This window comes from Paenibacillus sp. 01T47, assembly GCF_056398245.1.
On the sequence record NZ_JBFTPA010000009.1, the window covers coordinates 19,009 to 42,870 of the forward strand.

Genomic DNA, 23,862 nt, shown 5'->3' on the forward strand with positions numbered 1-23,862 from the left:
GTCTAGCTGATAGCGAGAAGCTTAATGGAAATGATTTCGTTATGCTCGGGGTCAAGATCCAGCTTTAGCAGCGCTTTGTTTGCTTTGTAAGTGAGCAAATATGCGGTTTGCTTCTCAGGCTTGCCGAGTGCAAGCAGTACAGCTTCCGGATTGTCGCCAATTTGCAGGCCGCTTAGGCCAGCTTGAATGTTTTTTTCAAAAAGCTCTATAAATTGTGTTTTTTTCTTAGCATTGATTCCAACTGCAAATCCGTCATATTCAAGCACGGTAACAGGATCCGTCTCTTCCTCAAGCTTGTAGCTGTCTTGAGGATTGCCAAACTGCTTGACAACAGAAGCATGGGTATCGCCAATTGCTACGCCATGGAGAAGAGGCGCGTCTGCTTGCCACAATGCATCCTCACTTTCGGTTTTTACCTGCGCTTTGGGATTCTCTGACTTGCTGACTGCTGAGGTTTCAGCGTTTGTATTGCTGCTCGTATCCACCTTGTTCATATGAGGCTCGTCCATTTGAATCTCATTTTCCGTTAGCTCAGAGTAAGAGTTCTGAGGGCTGTTAGGCTTGCTCGTCTGCTTGGTCAGAAGAGGAGCTGTGTCATCCGTGTAAGTATCAGGCGTGGTTGTCGATGCGCTCTGGCAGCTGGCAAGCAATAAAGCAAGCGTTGAAGTTGCCGCGACCATAGCCGCTTTTTTCGTAAATAATCGATTGGTTTTCAAGGTTTTCACTCCTTTCCCTATAGGAAATATCATCGGTATAATGAACCATATTTATAAATGTGCTGCTAAATTCGTTCAAAAGTTATGTTATTAAATTAGACGTGTAAAATGTGGTAAAAGTTTCTCTATTTTACTGTAGATATGAAATTTCTCGCTCGAATTCGCTAGATTTTTTTGGGATTAAAAACGATCCCTTCAATAGGGTTGCACTTTTTGCCTGACCTATGGTACGGTATCAAAAAGGATTTTGGTGGAGGTAATGAAAGATGGAAAGTTTAAAACAACGTATTTTAGCAGAATCATCCGTATTGTCTAGCAATGTACTGCGGATGGATGCTTTGATCAACCACCAGGTCGACCCAGCATTGACAATGGAAATGGGACAAGAGTTTGCAAGGCGCTTCGCGGAGGAGCAAATTACGAAGGTGATAACGGTGGAGTCGTCGGGAATACCGGCTGCCTTTGCAACCGCATATACTCTAGGCGTACCGCTCGTTTTCGCTCGCCGCAAGAAGACATTAATTGCTGATCCGGATGCTTATGTGGAACGTGTTCCTTCCTTTACAAAGGGAATGGTGACTGATATTATGGTGTCCAAACAGTTTCTAACGGCTGAAGATCGGGTACTCTTTATTGATGACATTATTGCCAACGGCGATGCAGCGCGTGGATTGATAAAAATTATTCAGCGCTCGGGAGCAGCTTTAGTTGGGCTTGGCGTCGTTGTCGAGAAGTCATTTCAAGCTGGAGGAAGAACATTACGGGAACAAGGAATTCGTGTGGAGCCGCTCGTTCGCATTTCATCGCTTGATAACGGTGAAATTAAATTTGAGTAATAAGTTCCAGTACAAATGTTCTTTTCGCATCCGGCATTATCGCTTATAATGGTACAGAAGTGATCGAGGGGAGGCACATACTATGGGGGAAATGTCTGCAGAGTTTATGTATACAAAGCTAAGCGATGCTAAAGTCCACTTTGAGCGTGCACTAGATTGTAAACATACGGAATTTGATGATTTATATCCTTATATGATTGAGCATCCGCAATTTTTCTGGTACAAACGTTATGTCGCGTGGTCAGAGCTGCTCACTATCGTGAAGCTTTGCGATGAATTGTCTATTGAATGGCGGGAGCAATTCACTGACCGTCAAGGCGAATATATCGGCAAACGGGTGATGTCATCACGCGTGCTGGATGAGTGGTATGAAACGAACGACGCGAAAGAGCATGCAGGTTAACGTAAAGAATGATATAAGTATAAGTTAAACCTTATTATTATTTTATATTTTGAAGTAAACCTCAATGTGATGCGTAAGCATCCATTGAGGTTTTTCAATAATCATACGGGTTAGAATAGAAGCAGGAGGAATTGCAATGATAAGTGAAGAGCAATTGGATCAATATCGCGTAAGCGGTGAGACGATAAGAGTTGTAAGAGATGCAATCGAAGCAAATGACGTTAAAGGTATCGTTGTAGCATGGGACGAGTCCTCTGTCGTTATTCGCAGACCAAATCGCCGAGTAGTGAAGCTAAGCCGTACATATAGCTACACACCAGCATCCGAGGATCGGCTTAATCTTTTTCCTGATGAGAATTAGCAATCGCATGAATGGCATCAAGCGCTTCTTTGCCGGTTCCGAGCTTGTATCCCTCTGACATGTAACGGATTCGTCCTACATTATCCAAAACAAACAGGATGGGAAACTGTTCCATCCTCTTCGGCACGATCAAGGGATGAAAGAGGTTAAGGCCAGTGTATGACTGGTCAAGGTGGAAAGAAGCGTTTCGGGGCAAGGCAGCATCTTGTTCTAATGAGAAGGATGCGGTCAGCTTATCTTCACCCGCTGTCAATATGACTTGGCCATTCCATGCCTCAAATGCAGGAGCCAGCTCTCGAAGCTCTCTCAGTAGATGTTTTGAAGGCTCACGGTCTGGCTCGATCCAAGCGATGACTGCGCCGCGAGGCTGAACGGCTGCCTTCATGATAATCTGTGGATAGAATAACGCCTTATCCATGGCATCAGCGGAGAGTGAGGCTAGAATTGGAATTTCCATATCCTTGCTGCGGAAGCTCAATGTCAATTTTGTTGTAGCTGAAGGAGAAATGTCGAAATAAGCAAGCCGGACCTTTACAGTACCATTTGGAAGTCTTGTTCCGGTTATTAACCGATATTGTCCGCATACCAATTCGATTGGCGCGTCGAATACGTCCTTTTTGCCAAAGGGGAGCATCTGTGTGTGATACATGCCCTTCGTAAAGCGCGCAATCGTGAAGTTATTGAAATAGGCGGCTTCTTCTACATCTGCTGCTATGTCTTTGATGAAATGAACAAAACCTAGTGCTGGCGCTGAGGTGCCCTCCGAACAAAAGTCAGTCCAATGGCTTAGCATAAAGTATTGCGGCCTTAAATCAGTTGGTTCAAGGCGAGCTGGTATTCCTAAGCTTCTTGCTGTCGCGATTAGAAGAATGTAGAAGCAAAGCCGATCGCCTTTTTGTAATTCAAAGCTGCCTAGCGGCGTGGCAGAGCCGTTATAATGATTCATGCCTTCGATAATATCAAATTCACCGGCAAGCCGCTCGTACATGGCCTCAGGTTGACCGCGATACAGCTCCTTTTCAGCCTCAGAGTAATGCTCTTGGAAACGATGCTTGTAGGGTGCAATCATCTCATAATGAATACGCGGACAAAGAAGATACTTGCTGGTAAAAGATTTATCTAAATCGGTATCCTGACTTTCAATCAGCGGCAAAGAACCAAGTAGATGATCATCTAACGTGATCTGAAACGTATCTGTCAAATCCTTTTCATGAAGTGATTCCAGCAGCAAAAGCGGCCATTCTCCATATAAAGGCGATTGATTTTGTAAAAAAGCATAAATCTCATGGCTGTTGCCTCTAGCTTTTTGAAGGACATTCCATACCCGATCTCCATTTAGGGAGAGCTGATCAGCTAGCTGAGAAGACTGCTCCAAGCTAACAAATGTTGCTTCATATGCAGCACGAATTTGGGAACCCTCTTGAATTCGCTCACTATTTTTCTGTTTCTCCTGCTCAGTGGCGGCTGAAGTCAGCTTGCTGTCCACAGATGGCGGGGGGATCATCTCAATATCCGAAATGCCGCCTCGAACTTCCTCTTTGCTCATAACCATTGTAAATTCGTTCGCGTCTCCCGTATGGATAAGTATAGAGCCCCAGCCTTCTTCGCCAACAGCATGTATATATAAGCTGCCAAGTCCAGTTGTAAGGGTAACTTGCCCGGCTTGATCTGTCGTCTTTGTCACAATAGTAGAAAACTCGGCGTAATTATACAGCTGGAAGTGTACCTTAGCACTAGATGGGGAACCAGCTTGATTAAGTACTTTGATCGTAATGGTCTTGTTTACGGCATAGTTATCTAGTAAATTAATTTCGGTATACCAAGGATGCTGCAGCGTAATTTCCTCGGGGCCTGCATAGTTGGAGGGAACTCTCGTATTAACGAGCATAGCTCTTTGGGCAGGGGCGCTAAACCAGCCTTGGTCTAGCCTTGCTTCTGGCTCGCAAGCACCGAGAAAATGCCAACGACCGTCAGCCCAAGCTTCAACCCAAGCATGATTGGAATCACAATGGGCCCAGCGTGGTGTATAGCACTGCCTTGCAGGAATTCCGATGCTACGGAGTGCAGCAACTGCAAGTGTGGACTGCTCTCCGCAGCGTCCGAGAGTGGTACGGATAATGGTTAAAGGAGATACGGTGCGCTGGTCGTTTCCTATGTAGGTAGCTTTTTCATGGCACCAGTAGTTAGTCTCCAAAATGGCATCTTCCATGGACAGTCCTCGAACGCGCTCGAACAATTCATTAAACAGCAAGCTTCGAATATCTTCGATGTTCTCGTTATTAACCCGATATGGGAGAACAAAGTGGTAAAATAAATGATCGGACACCGTGCTGCCCCATGGCACTTTATTCCGAATAGCAAGGGAAGCCCGTACATGGCTAAGAAAAAGTTCACCATTATAATCAGCTAAGTCATTAAGAGGCATGTAGGCATATAAAAATTGCAGCGCAAACTGCTCATCCGCGCTTAAGGGCTGCTGAAAAACGCTGAATAGCTGCTCTTCACGCAAGCTGGCTAGGCTCCTTTTGTAGGCGAATTTTTCTAGAACCTGTGTTGTCCAGTCTGAATTCATAATTATGATCATCCCTCTCCTAAATACTGCAGGTATACTCGAATGAAGTTGGTATATTTAATTTGCATTATAAAGAATTGATTTGGTATAATCAATAAAAGAAATGCATTACGGATAGACTGGAAGTGAATGAGCATGCAGTCCGATAACAAACCTTTGTATATGGTCATTCTTGAGGATCTCAAGGAAAAGATAAAATCGGGAGAATATTTGCCTGATCAACAACTTCCAACAGAAGTGGAATTGGCGGAGAAGTCAGGGGTTAGCCGCATTACATCGAAGCGCGCATTAATCGAGCTGGAACGGGAAGGCCTAATATACAGGAAGCGCGGAAGCGGGAGCTTCGTCAAAAAACAAGAGATTTATATCGAATCCGATACAGGCACCTCAAATGCCAATCGGATTATTTCAATGATTCTTCCTTATATGGCGACACATGAATCGGACTATATAACCGGAGCATCGGACTATTTGGACGATAAAGGTTATTATTTAAGCATTCATAACAGCAATTGGAGCAGGGACAAAGAGAAGGAGCTGCTCGTTCGAATTCCTAAAAACGGTTCAAGCGGCATCATATTGTATCCCATCAGCACCATTAGCAATATCGATTTAATCAATGCTATTTATTGGAACGACTACCCGATTGTGACGATTGATCAGTACTTTGAAGGCATTCCGATTACGAGCGTTACTTCAAATAACTTTGAAGGCGGTTATGAGATCGCGAAGCAGCTCCTTGAGTTTGGCCATGAGCGAATTGCTTTTGTTTCCAGCATCAGCATCGAATTTCGCAGTTCGGTGCGCGACCGGTATCAAGGCTACTGCAATGCGCTGAAGGATTACAAAATTCCGATTGATCCTGACTTAATCGTTTCGGATTTCTATAGACAAGTAGATGAAACAAATAGCAAAACCTTCTATAAATCAATGATTGCTTCGCTGATTCAGGCTGGAGTAACAGCGATTCAAGTTGAGCATGATCACCTTGCCGTCGATCTTCTTAAAAACGCGATTGAAATGGGATTGCAAGTTCCAGGACAGCTTTCAATTGCCGGCTTCGACGATCATATCATTGCGCAGCATGTAGAGGTTCCGCTTACGACCGTAGCCCAAGATTATAACGAAATAGGCCGTAAAGCGGCTGAATTAATCGTTAATCGAATTGAACGAGCTGATTTTTCACCGCAAAAATTACAGGTTCCCGTTCGTGTGGTAGAAAGAGAGTCCATTGGCATGCAGACGGTAGATGATCAAGCCTCGGTCAAATCGGTATAGGCAATCTATTGTTCTGCGTCATTCATTTTAGTGTAAAAAGCTGGCCATAATGGCCAGCTTTTTTATTTGGTATAATCAATAATGTATTTTACTATATTAAGTATATTCATTGTTTACAAAAAATAGTATTGCGATTATAATAACTTTTGTAAGCAGGCTAAAAGGTATATCTAATTACATAGCCAAATCGGTTTGTAATTAAAGTGATACACCTTGAGAACGAACCGATTGTACAACAATGGATATATCGGTTATTTTTGCTTGCGAAGAATGTAAGCGCTTTATAACTGGTTTTATTATGCCGTTAAGGAGGGCTGTTCGGTATTTCTGTCTAGAGCTTGGTTAAAGCGTTTCGTAATCATGTCTTTTTAAAATTTCAATCCAATATGAATGATGGGGGATTTTAAATGAAAAAGCTAAAATTACGCTCGTTTGCAGTCATTGCATTAATACTCATGGTTTCAATTGTAGGATGCTCCGGAAAAAATGGTGCTAACAGCAATCAAGGGAAAGAAACGAATGCAGTTTCTCCGACAAATGCTGAACCAACAACAGAAGCGACTGTGGCGCCGGAAGAGAACAAATACGATTTAAAAGGGCAGACGATTAAAATCGGCGTTTGGTACGACGGAGCAGATCCAAGATTAGTAGAAGAAAAAGGTCCCGCAGAAGAAGCACAAATCAAATTGATTGAAGATGCGGAGAAAAAATATAACGGCAAAATTGAATTTGTAAAGTTCGGCGACTATGGAAAGTATATTGAAAATTTTACGACGACCTCTCTCTCAGGCACACCATTTGCGGATATCGTTCGGATCGAGCTTTTCTGGGCGTTTCCACAACTTGTGAACAAACAGTTCATTCAGCCAGTTGATGAATTTTTGGATTTGAATGATCCGAAATATATTAGCTGGATGAAGGTTGGAGGAAGTTATGACGGCAAGCAATACGGGATGACGGATTCAGCTCCTTCTCCGTACGGCATGTTTTATAACAAAACGCTCGTTCAGAAGCTTGGCCTAGAGGATCCATACGAGCTTCAACAAAAAGGCGAATGGACATGGGATAAATTCCGTGAATTTGCAAAAACAGCAACGAAGGATACAGACGGCGATGGAAAAACAGATGTATTTGGCGTAACCGGGGCTTACGGTAAAGTTAAAGCATTTGCAGAGCAAATGGTCTACACGAACAACGGGGCTCTGGACAAGGATGCAAGTGGAGAATACAAATTCGCTATGAATAGTGAAAATGCGATTGAGTCCTTGCAGTTCATTTCTGATCTCTACAACACAGATAAATCGATCATGCAGCCGGTTCCTGAGGATGCAGCGAAAGAATTCATCGCTGGCAAAGGCGTTATCTATGCAGGATTCAGCTGGGAGCTTGGCACGTTTGTCGATAGTATGAAGGATCAACAACTTGGTTATGTTTTCTTCCCGAAAGGCCCTAAGGCTGATCGCTATGTTTCCTACACACCGTTTGGCAATATGTTCATGGTAGCTAAATATTCGAAAAATGCTGAGGTTGCTGTGAAAATTCTTGATGAGATTAGTCTTCATGAAGAGGGCAGAAAGCTAGCCAATGAGTCATGGGAAACTTCTTACCCAAGTAAGGAGTCGCTCGATACTCGGAAACAGATGGCCGACAACATTGAGTATATCTCCTACTATGGCATTCCAGATGGCGAGAAGCTCTTTGAAGGTGTCGTCAAAGAAATTACAGAAGGCAAAGTATCGCCGTCCACTGCAGTTGACAAAATCAAACCGCAGTTTGAAGCGAACATGAACAAATTGCTTCAAGACAACAAATAAAATTTTGCCAAAAACTCTCGGCAGGCTCCTATTTTAATAGAGAGCCTGCTAGGGAGGAGGGGGAAACGATGCGGCGACCAAGCGTTAAAGTCATTTCGTTATTGCTTCTGTCACTAGCTGTTTGTGTCTCCTTGTTTTTTCAGGAGTCCGCACTAAATGGCACGGTTACTGCTGAAGGAACATCGGCAAGCAATCGGAATACCCATTCGACGGCTTTAGATGCGCCATATGAAAAGGGTGGTTATGACGAATACTTGTCTAAATATGATCCTATTCAACTGGCGGCTAACGATACGATTGTAATCGAAGGGGAGAGCTACAGCGAAGTTAAGGGAATGGAAGTTTCTATCGTTGAGAATAGAGCGGGCAATGAGGGGCAAGCGGTTCTCACGGAAGATTCAGGTGCGATTTCCTGGGCATTCGAGGTTAAGCAAGAAGGGCTATACAATCTCGGTATACATTTTTATAGCGAGCCGGGCAAGGATTCAGATATTGAACGGGAGCTGTTAGTGGATGGGCAATCGCCATTTAATGAAGCTAGAAGCATAACCTTCAATCGAATATGGAAAAACGAGAAGCAAAGCTTCGATCGCGATGCAAGGGGAAATGATCTGCTGCCTAACCAAATCGAAGAGCATATGTGGCAGGAAAGCTTAATTAAAGATAACACGGGCTTTTATGAAGAGCCTTTTTTATTTTATTTCTCGAGAGGCCAGCATACACTGACGCTGACTTCGGTTAAAGAGCCGCTCGTCATCGATTGGTTGAAGCTGTCTGCACCGGAAATTGCTCCTACATATGCAGAGGTTGTCAGCAAGTATAAAGAAGATGGGCTAAAGCAGGCTGCAGACGTTTCGATCAAGCTTCAAGCAGAGCAAGCTTTATATAAGTCTACGCCAAGCTTGCTGCCTTATAATGATCGTTCTTCTCCCGCGGTCGAACCTTACCATGTATCAAAGCTTCGCAATAATGCAATGGGTGGATGGGCATGGAGAATGCCGGGACAATGGATGGAATGGGAAATTGAAGTAGAGCAAGAAGGGCTCTATCAAATCGCTTTGAAAAACCGTCAAAACTATTTGAATGGCATGTCTGCGCTGCGCTCCATTTATATAGATGGGAAGCTGCCCTTTAAGGAGCTGAAAGAGGTTCAGTTTCCATATAACCATTCTTGGCAAATGAATGTTTTGGGAACGAGCAAAGATGAGCCTTATTTATTCCATCTCACTAAAGGCAAGCATCGGTTACGGATGGAAGTGACTTTGGGCGAGCTGGCGCCAATTCTGCGATCGGTGGAAACGAGCATTCTTGAGCTAAATGCCATGTATCGCCAAATCATCAGCTATACAGGTACCGTTCCGGATACCTTTCGTGATTACAATCTGGAACAGCGCATCCCTGAAATGATTGAAGTGTTTGAGAAACAAAGCGAGCAGCTTTATAGCATTGCGAGCAGTATGGAAGGACCATCTGAGAGTGGAAATGACCGTACAGCGATTATTAATAGATTAGCGTATCAGCTTAAGGACATGGCGGGCCGCCCGGAATCCGTGCCATCACGGATCGAAGCATTTAAGACGAATGTTGGCGCGCTTGGCTCATGGATGCTTACGATCAATGAACAGCCGCTTGCTTTGGATTATTTGATCGTTAGCTCGCCAGAAGCAAAGCTGCCGAAGCCCGAAGCAACCAGATGGGCAAAGATGTTAACTGGGATCAAATCGTTCGCAGCATCCTTTAGTGAAAACTACGATGATTTCTCGGATGAAGAAGAGACGAAGCAAAGCGTTACAGTATGGGTAACATCGGCTCGTGACCAAGCACAAGTCATTAAACGATTGATAGATGATCGTTTTACGAGTACGACGGGCATACATGTGAATTTAAAACTCGTAAGCGCGGATGTGCTTCTACCGTCAACCGTCTCGGGGAAAGGGCCGGATGTTGCTTTGCAGGTTGGCAACGACTTGCCGATGAATTACGCGAGCCGCAGCGCTCTTCAGGATTTATCTGCGTTTCCAGATTATCCCGAAGTTCAGCAGCAGTTTCTAGCAAGCGCCATGGTGCCTTATGAATATAAAGGAAGCTATTACGCATTGCCTGAGCAGCAAACGTTTCCAATGATGTTTTTCCGAAAAGATATATTGGAGGATGAGCTGCATTTGAAAGTGCCGGAAACGTGGCAGGATGTCTATGATATGCTGCCTACGCTCCAGAAGCATAACTTGCAGTTTGGTTTACCGCAAAAACCGCTTGATTCCATTGGCAATGAGCTTGCAACGACGAATATTATGACGCTTCCGCCCAATCCTGCATTTGCGATGTTTCTGCTTCAGCAAGGCGGCCAGTTTTATAAGGACGGTGGTAAATCGAGTGATTTGGATTCAGAGACATCGATTTCGGAGTTCAAGAAGTGGACCGATTTTTATGTCAATTATAAAATTCCTATCGCAGCTGATTTCGCAAACCGCTTCCGAACAGGCGAAATGCCAATCGGTATCGTCGATTATACGATGTATAACAAGCTGACTGTTTTTGCGCCTGAGATCAAAGGGCTGTGGTCATTTGCGCCTGTTCCAGGCGTTGCTGCTGCCGATGGTTCCTTCCACCGAGAGGTAGGCAGCGGAGGCTCGGCATCGATTATGTTCAAGCAAGCGAAAAACAAAGAAGAGGCGTGGACCTTCTTGAAATGGTGGACAGGCAAAGATACGCAGGTTGCTTTTGGTAGACAAATGGAAATTCGAATGGGTGCTGCTGCTAGATACCCAACGGCAAATATGGAAGCGTTAGCTTCACTTCCTTGGCCAACGAAGGATTTTCAAATGCTGCAGGAGCAAATGAAATGGGTTAAGGGCATACCAGAGGTTCCGGGTGGATATTTGACAGGCAGAAATATCGATAATGCATTCCGCCGTGTTGTCGTTCAAGGAGAAGATCCGCGTGAAACGATGGACAAATATGTAAGGGCGATGAATGAGGAAATTACATTAAAGCGCAAGGAATTTAATCTTCCTTATTAGAAACGAGGGGCTTAAATGAAACAGCAGTTAGCAGCCCGCCCCGTAACGAGGGGGAAAGGCGATTCACGTATTCTAGCTCACGGGAAAGAGCTGAAGCCAAAATTAACGCGCATGTTTGTTGAAATGAAAAAAAGTAAACACGCCTATGTGCTACTGGCACCATACTTTATTATTTTCTGCACATTTACTGTACTCCCTGTGCTATTATCGCTGCTGCTTAGCTTTACGAATTTTAATTTTCTTGAGAAGCCTAGGTGGATTGGCTGGCAAAACTATTCAAGATTACTCGTTCAAGACGATATTTTTCTGATTGCGGTAAAAAACACGTTTTTGTTCGCGGCCATTACGGGGCCGATTAGTTACTTGGCATGCTTCTTATTTGCATGGCTTATTAACGAACTAAGGCCGAAGATAAGAGCTTTTCTTACGCTCGTCTTGTATGCGCCATCGATTGCGGGCAATACCTATTTGATTTGGCAGCTATTGTTCGCAAGCGACTCTTATGGTTATGCGAACTCCTTTCTAATGAAGTGGGGCTTCATTATGGAGCCGATTCAGTGGCTGCAAGATACGAGGTATGTGCTGGGTATTCTCATTCTCGTTCAGCTATGGCTAAGTCTCGGCACATCCTTTCTAGCCTTTATCGCAGGGCTGCAAAATGTAGATCGCACCCTGTACGAAGCGGGAAGCATTGACGGCATTCGCAACCGCTGGCAGGAATTATGGTTCATAACACTGCCTGCTATGCGTCCACAGCTGATGTTTGGCGCGGTTATTCAAATTACGTTGGCGTTCTCCATCGCAGAGATCTCCATCTATATGATCGGTTTCCCAAGTGTGGATTACGCAGCACACACCATTGTTACACATTTGGTTGATTACGGCTCCATTCGGTATGAGATGGGCTATGCGTCGGCAATTGCCACGGTATTGTTCAGTATCATGCTCCTTACAAATCTCTTAACGCAGAAGCTGCTGGGAAAAGTGGGTGAGTAGAGGGATGAAACGATCTTTTAAAGTGTCAAAGAGGCTGAATCGTTCCTTGTCAGTCGATATACTGCTGTTTCTGCTGCTTGGCGGCGTCGCTTGTTTTATGGCATTGCCGCTTGTGTTCACAATCAGCAACGCGTTTAAGCCGTTGGATGAAATTTTCTCCTTTCCTCCAAAGCTGTTCGTTCGAAATCCTACTTTCAAAAATTTCAGAGATTTGCTGGGTATATTTAGTGATTCGTGGGTGCCCTTCTCAAGATACGTATTCAATACTTTTTTCATTGCTATCGTGGGCACCGTGGGGCATGTCATTTTTGCTTCGGCAGCGGCTTACCCTCTTGCCAAGCTTAAATTCCCGGGGAAACGAGTGTTGTTCTCGCTCGTGGTACTCTCCCTTATGTTTACCGCCTACGTTACACAAGTGCCGAACTACATGATCATATCGTGGCTTGGTCTGATTAATACGTATTGGGCGATCTTGCTGCCTGCTTTCGGCATGACTCTAGGATTGTATCTCATGAAGCAATTCATGGAGCAAATCCCGGATGCTCTGCTAGAAGCAGCCAAAATTGACGGAGCGAGCGAATACCGAATTTATTGGCAAATTATTATGCCGATCGTTAAGCCAGCTTGGCTGACGTTAATCATTTTCTCCTTGCAAAGCTTATGGACAAATGGCTCAGTAACGAGCCACAAATATATTTACAGCGAGCAATTAAAAACGGTAGATTACGTTTTTGGCCAAATCGCAAGCGGAGGACTTGTTAGGACAGGACCGGTAGCTGCAGTAACACTGCTGATGATGCTTGTGCCGATCACCGTATTTATCGTAACGCAGAGCAATATTATTCAAACCATGTCTACATCAGGCTTGAAGGAATAACAGGAGGGAAGCAACGGATGAAGAGAATCATCGCCGCGTTATTTATCGCATCGCTCATGATCGGTGCGGCCGCTCCTGTTGCAGAAGCCGCAATAGATACCTATCAGTATTCCTATTGGGGAGATGCTGTGCCCTCGCCGAATGCATACAAAATGGAGCAAGTCATTTACGGTGACAACTGGAGCAGTGGACGTCTTGCTTCGCCAATGGATATGTTCGTTGGCAAGGATGAGCGAATATACATTGCGGATACGGGCAATAACCGAATCATTATATTGAACAAGGAATTTCAAGAAGAACTGGTCATTTCCAAATTTGATAATGAAGGAAAAGAAGATGCGCTGAATAAGCCGGAGGGGGTATTTGGCACAAACGATGGTCTCATCTATGTGGCAGATACACTCAACCGAAGACTTGTCGTATTTGATACCGCGGGTAAGTTCATACGAGCAATAGGCGAGCCTAAATCAACGCTGCTGCGGCCAGGGTTTCAGTACGCGCCAATTAAGGTGGCCGTTGATAAAGCGAAGCGAATATTAGTCGTTAGCCGAGGATCTTATGAAGGAATGATGGAGTTTGACGATGAAGGGCAGTTTATCGGCTTTATTGGAACGAACCGCGTAAAGTTCAGCCCGATTGATCTGTTCTGGAAACGGATATCGACCAAAGCACAGAGACAGCAAATGGAGCAGTTCATACCGCTTGAATTTAACAATCTCGATCTTGATGAGGACGGGTTCATCTACACCTCAACCTCAGAAGAGGATTCGAACCGGCCGATCAAACGGCTGAATCCATCGGGAGCTGATATTTTGCGGAGCAAGGGTTATTTTCCGCCCAAGGGTGATATTGGCACTCTGAAGACGGGGACCAATCCGGGCAGCTCCATATTCATCGATGTGGCTGCGGATCAAGCAGGCATGTACATTGCGCTTGATTCTAAGCGGGGACGGATATTTACTTACGACAAGGATGGAAATCTGCTGTACGTGTTTGGAGGATTAGGAAGCAAGCAGGAGAATTTCCGTACCCCCTCTGCCATTGAAATTATGGATGATCATATACTTGTGCTGGATAAAGATAACGGACGATTGACCGTATTTGAGCCAACCCGCTATGGCAGCTTGATTAGGGAAGCCGTTATTTCGCTTTATCATGGCAAAACAGAGCAATCCACAGCCGCTTGGGAGAAGGTGCTTCAGCTAAACGGAAATGTGGAGGTGGCCTATTTAGGCATCGGCAAATCTCTGCTCAAAAAAGGCGAATATCATGAGGCGATGTCTTATTTTAAGCTTGGGAACAACAGGGAGTATTACTCCGAAGCCTTTAAGGGTTATCGAAAAAGCATCGTGCTGGCGCATTTCGGCACTATTGTTCTCGTTGTTGCACTAGCTGTTGTACTTGGTTTTGCCCTCATGAAGTGGAATCGGAGAAAGGTGAATGGCCAGCACTTTCAGGAGTTCGGCATTATCAAAAATCCTTTCTACACGATGATGCATCCCTTTAATGGCTTCTGGGAAATGAAATACGAGCAAAAGGGCAGGCTCAAGCTCGCTTTCGGCATTGTGTTTCTGCTTGTCATCTTCACCATTATTAAGCGGCAATACAGCGGCTTCGTCGTCAATTTCAACAACCCAAGCCAATTGAACAGCTTGAACGAATTAACTTTTATCGTATTGCCATTTGTTCTGTGGTGTGTTGCGAACTGGTCCTTAACGACCTTGATGGATGGTGAAGGTAAATTCAAGGAAATTGTGATGGCGACTGCTTATGCGATGATGCCATTAGTTATCATTTATTTGCCTCAAACGCTGTACAGCAATTTAATTACAGGCAGCGAAAGCTCGTTCTATTATTTGCTTGATGGGGTTGCCCTGATCTGGTCAGCATGGCTGCTGTTCACAGGTACGATGACGGTGCATCAATATTCAGCTGGGAAAACGGTTATTACGATGCTGCTTACACTCGTTGTCATCGGAATTATTGTTTTTATCGGGGTATTATTATTCAGCATGCTCCAGCAGATGATCAGCTTCGCCATTTCTGTCTATAAGGAATTATCGTTCAGATTGTAGCGTGCGGGAAGGAGAGATGGTCGTGACAGGTAAGAGGAAGATGTCCAGCATCCTGTTCGCGGCACTGCTTGCGAGCGTTGTTGCTGCAAGTGCGGCAGGCTGCAGCAAGAAGGAAGAAGCTGGAGCGCAGATAAACCTCGGTACAAAAGAAGCCGAGGCCGTCTCTGATCAGCAGGAAGACCGGGTGATTGGAGCAGGACGTAAATCAACTGCGGTCAACACGGATAAGGAGCTGCAAGCGTTGTCGGCGATGGAATTAGTGAAAGAAAATGACGCGCTTCAGCTCTATATCAACCGTGAAACAGCAGAAATTGCCCTAAAGGACAAGCGCGACAGCTACGTCTGGTTTTCAAACCCGGTTGAGAGAAGCGAGGATCAGAAAGCTTCGCCTTTGTACCATTCAGAGCTATCCTCACAGGTGCTGCTTACTTACTACAATGAAAAAGGGCAGGTCAATGCTTTCAACAGCTATGACGATAGCGTCGCAAAGCAGCAATTTGAAATAACGGACGAAGAGAACGGGATCAAAGTCGTTTATCGACTAGGCAATATTGCCAAAGGTTTCGCTAACATTCCAAAGGTAATCAGCAAAAAAAGATTTCAAGAGCAAATCTTGGATCAGATTGCCGATGAAGAGTTGAGGAAAAGTGTTGAATACAAATTCAGCTTCGATGAGGCAAAACAAATTTATGTCGTCCGCAAGCTGCAGGATTACGTAGCGGAGGAAATCTCTGCGGCACTCGAAGCTGCGGGCTACACAGCAGAGGATGCGCAGCAGGATAACGAAGAGAACGGCGCAGCCGACGCTGCATCAGCCGCAAGGGCAGAATTTACGATTCCAATTCAGTATACGCTGGATAATGAGCAGCTTGTCGTAACGATTCCGGGCAAGGAGCTGCAATTCAATGCGGAGTATCCAATTGCCAGCGTACAGGTGCTTAAACATTTTGGCGCTGCTGGTGTGAAGGAATCGGGATACTTGTTCGTGCCTGACGGCGCTGGCGCTCTAATCGAGCTGAACAGCGGAAAGCACCAAGCGGAACCCTACAATTTGCCTGTGTACGGCAATGACGGTACGTACAATGTGAAAGAAAAAATACAGACGAATGAGATGACAAGGCTGCCGGTATTTGGTCTTAAGCGATCCGACCATGCTTTGTTTGGGATCATTGAAAATGGTGATGCGATGGCAAGCATTACAGCAGATGTAAGCGGACGAAATGACTCCTATAATACCGTTGGCAGCAAGTTTCAAATTTCATCCATGGACTTTTACACGCTTACGTCGGGGACAAAAACAAGCTCTGTGCCGATGTTCCAAAAGAAAAGGTATGACGGCGACTTATCCATAAGATATTCCTTTCTTAGCGGTGAAACCTCCGATTATGTAGGAATGGCTGCTGAATATCGCAATTACTTAATCCAAAAATTCAATATACAAAAGCTGGATAAAGTCGAGGATTCGCCGTTTGTGATGGAGCTGATAGGAGCATTCCGGGTAGATAAATCATTCCTCGGAATTCCGTATGAAGCAACACAATCGCTAACCAGCTTTTCTGAAGCGAAAAACTTGCTGCAAGAGCTGATGGATACGGATATCGACCATATCGATTTACGTTATGTCGGGTGGTTTAATGATGGTATTCGGCACAGCTCGCCAGCAAGTATCAAAGTCGTGAATAAGCTGGGAGGCAAAGAAGGGCTTCGTGAGCTAGCTGATTTTGCACAGAAAAACGGGATCGGCTTCTACCCGGATACAGCCTTTTTGGAAAAATACAAAGGTTCCAGCGGATCGGCTACATGGCTTGATCGCGGAGAAGCAAAGGTTTATCAATATAATCCGGTTATGTACGATCAGGATACTTCAAAATTTTCCCACTATATCTTATCGCCTGCTGCGCTGCCGAAGCAAATAAACGGTTTTCTGGCGGATTACAAAGCGCTCGGCCTGCAGGGACTATCGCTAAGAGATATGGGAAATCAGGTCAATTCCGATTACAATCCGGATAAAACGATAACCCGTCAGGAAGCGCTGGAAATGATTAAGACACAGACAAATAAGCTGAGCCTTCAGGCGCAATCGATCATGGTGAATGGCGGCAATGCATACAGCTTGCCTTATGCAGATGTAATCGTAAACGCACCGACCAAGAGCAGTCTGATGAATATTACAGATCAGGATATTCCGTTTTATCAAATTGCATTGCATGGCTATTATGATTTGGCTGGCTCACCTTACAACATGGATGATAAACAAAATCCTCGTCTATCGATGCTGAAGGCGCTGGAAACGGGCTCGAGCTTATATTATCAATGGTACGCCAGTGACTCAACGAAAGTGAAGGACACCGACTACGATAATCTTTATGCTTTGAACTACAAAGATTGGCTAGATGAAGCGGTGCAGCTCTATAAGGAAGCGAATGGCGTATTGTCGAAGGTTCGGAATCAGGTCATTGTGAAGCATCGACAAATCGTGCCGGGCGTCGCGGAAACGACATTTCAGAACGGTTATGTCATTACGATCAACTACAATAATAAGGCGATAGCAGTAGAGGGCATGCAGCTTGCAGCTCAAAGTTATCAGGTAGGCGGTGAGGCAGATGTTCAATAAGCCATTGACCTTGGCGCAGAAAAAAGCATGGTGCGGCGTGCTGTTCGCCACGCCATTAATGCTGGGATTAGTCATGCTGTTTATCATGCCGCTCATTCAATCCTTACGATTCAGCTTAAGCTCAATAAGTTTGGTTGAAGGCGGCTTCGCAGTAAAGTATGAGGGTTTCGCAAACTTTCGTCATTTATTTCTGACAAATGCAGATTTTCCACGCAGGCTGACTGAATCGGTTACAGATATGATCGTTAATGTGCCAATCATCATCGTATTCAGTCTCTTTGCAGCGGTGCTGCTGAATCAGAAATTCAGAGGAAGAGCGATGGCAAGGGCAGTCTTTTTTCTACCCGTCATTCTAGCATCTGCGGCTATAGCCAATATGGACATTAGCAGCTTTGTTGGAAGCTCTTCATCATCTAGCGGAAGCGGAAACCTTATGCAGAGCTTCGAGCTGAAAAAGATGATGATGGAGTCCGGCTTGGCGCCTGTATTCGTAAATTATATTTCGGATGCGGTTGACCGAATCTATGAAATTATTAGCTCCTCCGGTGTCCAAATTCTTATCTTTCTTGCGGGCTTGCAATCCATTTCACCCTCACTGTACGAATCTGCAAGAATTGAGGGGGCAACGGGCTATGAGATTTTCTGGAAAGTTACATTCCCAATGATGACGCCGCTTATTCTGACGAATTTAATTTATTCCATTATTGATTCATTCAATAACAATTCGGTTAACGCACTTATTTCGGAAACGGCATTCAAAACGTTTGAGTTCGGGCAGAGCGCAGCGATGTCTTGGGTGTATTTTATCGTTGTCGCAATAGTACTTAGCCTATCAGCGGGCATCATTTCGAGAAAAGTGTTTTACTACGATTGAGAAGGAGGAGAGGCCATGAAGCTGCCGGCCATTCACGCGGAAAGGTTTCACCGCCACTATAATCCGGTCGAGAGATCGAAGCGATTGTTATGGACGTTGCTAAGGTCAGTACTCGTTTCTGGTTTTTGTTTTATTATATTATTTCCGCTATTTCTTCGTTTCTCGGTCGCATTCCGCAACAAAATTGATATCTATGATCCGACGGTGCTGTGGATTCCTAGAAACTTCACGTTGGACAATTTTAAAATTGCGATGGAAGCGACCCACTATTGGGCTACTCTACTGAATACGTTTTTGATATCGGCGGGAACGACTGCCATTCAACTCGCATCCTGTGCGCTAGCGGCATATGCTTTTGCAAAGTTGAAGTTCAAAGGCAGCGGCATCCTCTTTGGATTCGTTATATTCACCATTGTTGTACCGCCGCAGACGATTATGATTCCGCTATATTTAACGTATAGGTACTTTGATATGTTCGGTTTAGTAGGTTTGTTTTCGAAGAGGGACAGCTTTAATCTAATTGATACCTTTTGGCCTTTCCTAATTTCATCCGCTACGGGAATGGGGCTCAAAAACGGTCTTTATATTTATATTTTTCGGCAATTTTTCCGAGGCATTCCGAAGGAGATTGAAGAAGCGGCCGTTGTTGACGGCTCAGGTGTTTTTAAAACCTTCTATAAGATCATGCTGCCGAATGCCGTTCCTGCTATCGTTACGGTTGTGCTGTTCTCCTTCGTATGGCAGTGGAATGACAGCTATTATGTCTCGTTGTTTCTCAGCAAAGTAAAAGTATTGTCAACTCAGTTAGCAGATATGGGCTCTGTGCTTGGCAAAGAACCCGATCTTGTGTATCAATCCATGCTGCTGAATACAGGCGTTCTCCTGCTTATGCTCCCGCTTATCATCATGTACTTGTTCGTACAGCGCTATTTCGTCGAAAGTGTAGAGCGTACAGGCATCGTAGGCTAACGCAAGCAAAGTGAGCATTAATCGGCATTAGGCAAGCACGTGGAGCAGCGTCTTTGCTTTCATCCCAAACAGAGAATGGAGAAGGATACTTTGATATCATCTACTACTGTTCATATCATTTCACACACCCATTGGGACAGGGAATGGTACTTGCCATATGAGAAGCACCATGTTAGATTAATTGCGCTTATCGACCGTTTGCTTGAGACGCTGGAGCGAGATTCGGATTTCAAAAGCTTCCATCTTGATGGCCAGACGATTATATTAGAAGACTATTTGCAAATTCGTCCGGAAAAAAGAGCGCTGCTTGAGCAGTATGTTCGCGAAGGACGCATTCATATTGGACCGTGGTATATTTTGCAGGATGAATTTTTGACGAGCGGTGAAGCAAATGTACGCAATCTCGTTTATGGACACCGAGATGCTATACAGTTCGGCAAAGTTGCAAAGGTGGGTTATTTTCCGGATTCGTTCGGGAACATTGGGCAAGCACCGCAGCTGATGCTGCAAGCAGGGATCGAGAATTCTGTGTTCGGACGCGGTGTGAAGCCAACTGGCTTTAATAATGAGGTTTCTCAAACGAAAGCCTACGAATCACCGTTCTCCGAGATGATTTGGGAGGCTCCTGACGGCTCAAGAGTGATCGGCATTCTGTTCGCCAATTGGTACAGCAACGGCAATGAAATTCCAACTGATCCTGAAGCTGCCGGTGCTTATTGGCAGGGTAAATTAAAGGATGTCGCCGAGTATGCTTCAACGCCCCACTGGCTCATGATGAATGGCTGCGATCATCAGCCGGTACAGACGGATGTAGCACAAGCTATTGCGACAGCGCAGCAGCTATTTCCGGAATATCAATTTGTCCATTCGAATTTTGAAGATTATATTGGGGCGGTAACCGCATCGCTTCCTGAGAAATTGTCCGTCGTCAAAGGTGAACTAAGAAGCCAGCATACCGATGGCTGGTCGACGCTAGTTAATACTGCATCTTCGCGAATCTATCTAAAGCAAATGAACCAAACAGGCCAGGCGCTGCTAGAGAAAGTGGCCGAACCGATAGCAGCCTTTGCTTATTTGACAGGCCATGCTTATCCTCATCATCTATTCACTTATGCTTGGAAAACATTGATGCAAAACCATCCGCATGACAGCATTTGCGGATGCAGTGTCGATGAGGTCCATGCAGAGATGGTGACCCGTTTTGCCAAAAGCAAGCATGTCGCCGAAAGCATAATCGAAGACAGTTTATCCGAAGTCGCTTCGAAGGTAGACACAAGCGGATTCGCTTCCTTTGGAGAGGTTGCTTCTTCACTCGTTGTTGTTAATACAACGGGCTGGCTGCGTTCTGGTATTGTTACCACTGATGTTGAGATCGAGCGCATCTATTTCAATAGTGGAATAGATTTCTATACGATGAAGCAGCGACTGAAGGAAATTGATTTAGCAGGTCTATACCTCGTGGAGTCAGAGGGCAGCAAGGTCTCCAGCAGCATAGAAGATCTAGGCGTACAATTCGGATACGATTTGCCTGAGGATCAGTTCCGTCAGCCTTATTTTGCTAGAAAAGTACGTATTCAATTTGAGGCGCACGGTGTGCCAGCACTTGGCTACAAAACCTATGCGCTGATTAGAAATGACTACTCTAAACAGCTTCAAGCTGAAGAAGGCTCTCTAATTAGGAATGAACGAGAGATGGGCAATGATTATTTGACCGTAACGATCGCTGATGACGGTTCCTTGACTATTGTTGATCATCGTTCGAATGAAGTGCTACGCAATCAGTGTATATATGAAGATACAGGAGACATCGGTAATGAGTATATGTACCGCCAGCCAAACGGTGACGTCCCGCTGACAACGAGAGGTCTTCGAGCCGAAATACGTATAACGGAAGATACACCTTTTCAAGCCAGCTTTGAAATTACGCACCAAATGTTAATCCCAAAGTCGGCAGAAGAGCTGTTGCAGCAGGAGAGAGAAGAGCTGATTTGGTTTACTGGACGAAAATCAGGCAGGTCAGATATACTCATTCCTTTTACGATTAAGACGAAGGTTTCACTTAACAAAAACGGGCAAGCATTGCAAATAGAAACCACCTTTAACAACGAGGCTCTTGACCATCGTTTGCGTATGTTGTTCCCAGTAGACTTTCATTCGCAGACTCACTTGGCAGATTCAATCTTTGAAGTGGTGGAGCGGGATAATACCCCTTCAGAGGAATGGAGAAACCCAAGCAATTGTCAGCATCAGCAAGCTTTTGTGACGTTGATTGGCGAGAAACAGGGTGTTACGATCGCCAACCTTGGTTTAAATGAATATGAAGTTTTGCGAGATGAAGATGAAAACAATACCATTGCGGTTACTTTGCTGCGTGCGGTGGGAGAGCTAGGTGATTGGGGATACTTCCCGACCCCTGAGGCGCAGTGTCTCGGCGAGCATACGGTTAAGCTTGAAATTATACCTTTTCCGGTGGAGAATCAACATGCAAAGTCGGAGTTCATTGGACATGGAGCTATGGCATCGATGAAGGAAGCTTATCAATACCAAGTTCCATGGATAGTAAAGCAGACGGGTACACATGAGGGCGGGCTTCCAAGCCGTTTTTCCTTTATGCAATGGGAGGGTGACAAACTATGTTTGTCTGCTCTTAAGGTATCGGAGAATACTGGGGATTTGATTGCGCGCTGGTATAATTTATCACGAGATGAGCAAACGTTAAGCGTATACCCTACGCTGGGCGTGAACGCAGCACATCGCAGCAGCGTTATGGAGCAGAGGCTGGAGGAGTCAGAGCTTGGCCGAATGGTGGTTCGTCCCGCTGAAATCATTACGCTTAGTTTAGATGTTTCTTTGTAAATTAGCATACGGAGTATAACACACCCCTAACTGTCTTTGAGAAACGGTTGGGGGTGTGCTATATTTCAAGAGGGATGAGGATGACATGGACGTAAGCATCAAGTTTGCGGCATGGGCAAATATTATGAAAACAAGGGGAAGGTGTTACGGATGAAAAGAGTACTGCTGCTCGGAGATTCGATCCGAATGGGCTATGAACCGCTTGTGCGCGAGGCTTTGAATGAAACGGCAGAGGTTGTTGCACCTGAGGAGAACGGCAGATTTGCGAAACATACGTTATGGGGAGTTAACTTGTGGATTAGAGATCTGGGCAAACCAGATATCGTTCATTGGAACAACGGATTATGGGATTTGCATCATGAAGCGCCAATGGTCGAGGCACTCACTTCATTAGAAGAATATTTGGAAACGCTTAAACGGACGGCGAATGAGCTGCAAAGAACGGGTGCAAACATCATATTTGCAACAACGACGCCTGTTCCAGCCGATGCGATTGGGCGCAGCAATGCAGAGATTGATTTATACAATGCGGCAGCTGTAAAGCTGATGGAAAGCCTAGGCATACAAATAAATGATCTGAACGCTACCATAAAAGAAGATCTAGCGTTACATATTTGCGAGGACCGTTTGCACTTATCTGAACGAGGAAATCGTAGATGCGCGGAGAAAGTCATCGAGCACATACATCAATATTTGTAATGTAAGGAGTAAAGGAAATGGCAGTCCAAAGCCTGTAGCTAGGCCGGACTGCCATTTCTTGTTTTAACGGATAAGGTTCACATCGTCGCATCGATCAAAAAAAGCGGTTTGCTGCTGCAAAGAGGCTTCATCATTTTTGCAAGCGTGTATAGCTTTGGCGAAGTTGCTTGCGCACATTGAAATATACTCCTTACCATACGCTGCCGTCGACAATGAAGGATCGCCCGCAATCTGATTTGGGAACTCCATATACCAATGGATGCCAGCGGACAACCTATGCTCCGTTAGCGTTCGTCCAAGACCTTTGGACTCCCACTCGCCTGGATTCAAACGGTCCATATGGACTAGAGACGGATTAATATGAAGAATTTGCGATGTTTCCATATGATCGGCATGCCCATAGTCATCTGGCGTTTCATAGGATTGATCAAGATGAGCAAGCTGCTCGGCATTTAATTCCCATAGATTATAGGCGTACACAACATAATCCTTGCGTTCATCAAGCATCGTTTGGACGAAATAGCTCAGCAGATTGTTATTGCCGCCGTGCCCATTGGCCAAAATAATTTTGTTGAAGCCGTTGCGCCTAATTTCCTTGCACACTTCCTGCAAGAGGCGCAGCTGCAGCTCACTGCCAAGAGCAACTGTGCCTGTGTAATGCTTCACCTCGGATACTTGGCCGAAAATATAATAAGGAAAAATAACACAGGACTCTAATTGAGCTGACTTCTCTACAATTTCTCTAGCGATCATCATATCCGTTCCGAGGGGAAGATGATCGCCATGCTTTTCAAGACAGCCGATCGGCAGCACACAGACTCGGTTCGTTGACTTCACGGCCGCCTCAAATTCCTTGACGGTTAAGTTTTCCCATAACATACAGTTGGTCCTCTCTGTGTTGT

The 23,862-nt window shown here is 45.0% G+C and carries 17 protein-coding genes; 14 read left to right on the forward strand and 3 right to left on the reverse strand.

Translation table 11 applies throughout. The features are described from left to right. Positions 1 to 2 precede the first annotated feature (2 nt). Positions 3 to 716, reverse strand: coding sequence for a hypothetical protein (locus AC1DOV_RS18700; RefSeq protein WP_477550718.1), 714 nt, complete (start codon positions 714 to 716; stop codon positions 3 to 5). Positions 717 to 982: 266 nt separating this feature from the next. On the opposite strand from AC1DOV_RS18700, the gene AC1DOV_RS18705 reads away from it, so the two are divergent. From AC1DOV_RS18705 to AC1DOV_RS18715, 3 genes are all read left to right on the forward strand, one after another. Continuing rightward, the gene (locus AC1DOV_RS18705) at positions 983 to 1,552 is read left to right on the forward strand and encodes a xanthine phosphoribosyltransferase (RefSeq protein WP_076270047.1); all 570 of its coding nucleotides are present in this window, start codon (positions 983 to 985) and stop codon (positions 1,550 to 1,552) included. 82 nt (positions 1,553 to 1,634) lie between these two features. Continuing rightward, positions 1,635 to 1,955 (forward strand): hypothetical protein, encoded by a 321-nt coding sequence (locus AC1DOV_RS18710; RefSeq protein ID WP_076270046.1) that lies wholly within the window; start codon positions 1,635 to 1,637, stop codon positions 1,953 to 1,955. 136 nt (positions 1,956 to 2,091) lie between these two features. Further along, positions 2,092 to 2,316 carry a hypothetical protein gene (locus AC1DOV_RS18715; RefSeq protein ID WP_076270045.1) on the forward strand — a complete coding sequence of 75 codons (225 nt, stop codon included), beginning with the start codon at positions 2,092 to 2,094 and terminating at the stop codon, positions 2,314 to 2,316. Here the strand turns inward: AC1DOV_RS18715 and AC1DOV_RS18720 are convergent. Beyond that, positions 2,291 to 4,888 (reverse strand): transglutaminase-like domain-containing protein, encoded by a 2,598-nt coding sequence (locus AC1DOV_RS18720; RefSeq protein ID WP_477550719.1) that lies wholly within the window; start codon positions 4,886 to 4,888, stop codon positions 2,291 to 2,293. The genes AC1DOV_RS18715 and AC1DOV_RS18720 overlap by 26 nt on opposite strands. Positions 4,889 to 5,023: 135 nt before the next feature. Between AC1DOV_RS18720 and AC1DOV_RS18725 the strand changes: the two genes are divergently transcribed. From AC1DOV_RS18725 to AC1DOV_RS18775, 11 genes are all read left to right on the forward strand, one after another. Further along, the gene (locus AC1DOV_RS18725) at positions 5,024 to 6,166 is read left to right on the forward strand and encodes a GntR family transcriptional regulator (RefSeq protein ID WP_430061718.1); all 1,143 of its coding nucleotides are present in this window, start codon (positions 5,024 to 5,026) and stop codon (positions 6,164 to 6,166) included. A gap of 407 nt (positions 6,167 to 6,573) precedes the next feature. Then, positions 6,574 to 7,980: an ABC transporter substrate-binding protein gene (locus AC1DOV_RS18730; protein WP_076270042.1), complete on the forward strand. Its 1,407-nt coding sequence runs from the start codon at positions 6,574 to 6,576 to the stop codon at positions 7,978 to 7,980. Positions 7,981 to 8,048: 68 nt separating this feature from the next. Further along, positions 8,049 to 11,000, forward strand: coding sequence for an extracellular solute-binding protein (locus AC1DOV_RS18735; protein ID WP_477550720.1), 2,952 nt, complete (start codon positions 8,049 to 8,051; stop codon positions 10,998 to 11,000). A gap of 111 nt (positions 11,001 to 11,111) precedes the next feature. Then, entirely contained in the window at positions 11,112 to 11,996 is an 885-nt protein-coding gene (locus AC1DOV_RS18740) for a carbohydrate ABC transporter permease (RefSeq protein ID WP_256711010.1), read from the forward strand. A 4-nt stretch (positions 11,997 to 12,000) separates the two neighbouring features. Beyond that, positions 12,001 to 12,873: a carbohydrate ABC transporter permease gene (locus AC1DOV_RS18745; RefSeq protein WP_076270040.1), complete on the forward strand. Its 873-nt coding sequence runs from the start codon at positions 12,001 to 12,003 to the stop codon at positions 12,871 to 12,873. Between the two features lie 17 nt (positions 12,874 to 12,890). Further along, a complete protein-coding gene (locus AC1DOV_RS18750; protein WP_477550721.1) occupies positions 12,891 to 14,948 on the forward strand; it encodes a YIP1 family protein in 2,058 nt (685 codons plus the stop codon). A 22-nt stretch (positions 14,949 to 14,970) separates the two neighbouring features. Further along, complete coding sequence (locus AC1DOV_RS18755) at positions 14,971 to 17,562, forward strand: DUF5696 domain-containing protein (protein WP_477550722.1); 2,592 nt, start codon at positions 14,971 to 14,973, stop codon at positions 17,560 to 17,562. Beyond that, on the forward strand, positions 17,552 to 18,436 hold the full coding sequence (locus tag AC1DOV_RS18760; RefSeq protein WP_076270038.1) for a carbohydrate ABC transporter permease: 885 nt from the start codon (positions 17,552 to 17,554) through the stop codon (positions 18,434 to 18,436). Before AC1DOV_RS18755 ends, AC1DOV_RS18760 begins: the two co-directional genes overlap by 11 nt. Before the next feature lie 15 nt (positions 18,437 to 18,451). Continuing rightward, complete coding sequence (locus AC1DOV_RS18765) at positions 18,452 to 19,405, forward strand: carbohydrate ABC transporter permease (protein ID WP_076270037.1); 954 nt, start codon at positions 18,452 to 18,454, stop codon at positions 19,403 to 19,405. A 90-nt stretch (positions 19,406 to 19,495) separates the two neighbouring features. After that, the gene (locus AC1DOV_RS18770; protein WP_477550723.1) at positions 19,496 to 22,261 is read left to right on the forward strand and encodes an alpha-mannosidase; all 2,766 of its coding nucleotides are present in this window, start codon (positions 19,496 to 19,498) and stop codon (positions 22,259 to 22,261) included. Between the two features lie 150 nt (positions 22,262 to 22,411). Beyond that, positions 22,412 to 22,960, forward strand: a complete 549-nt coding sequence (locus tag AC1DOV_RS18775; RefSeq protein ID WP_477550724.1) for an SGNH/GDSL hydrolase family protein — start codon at positions 22,412 to 22,414, stop codon at positions 22,958 to 22,960. Positions 22,961 to 23,023: 63 nt separating this feature from the next. Here the strand turns inward: AC1DOV_RS18775 and AC1DOV_RS18780 are convergent, their stop codons facing one another. Further along, the gene (locus AC1DOV_RS18780) at positions 23,024 to 23,839 is read right to left on the reverse strand and encodes a creatininase family protein (RefSeq protein ID WP_477511190.1); all 816 of its coding nucleotides are present in this window, start codon (positions 23,837 to 23,839) and stop codon (positions 23,024 to 23,026) included. Positions 23,840 to 23,862: the final 23 nt, after the last annotated feature.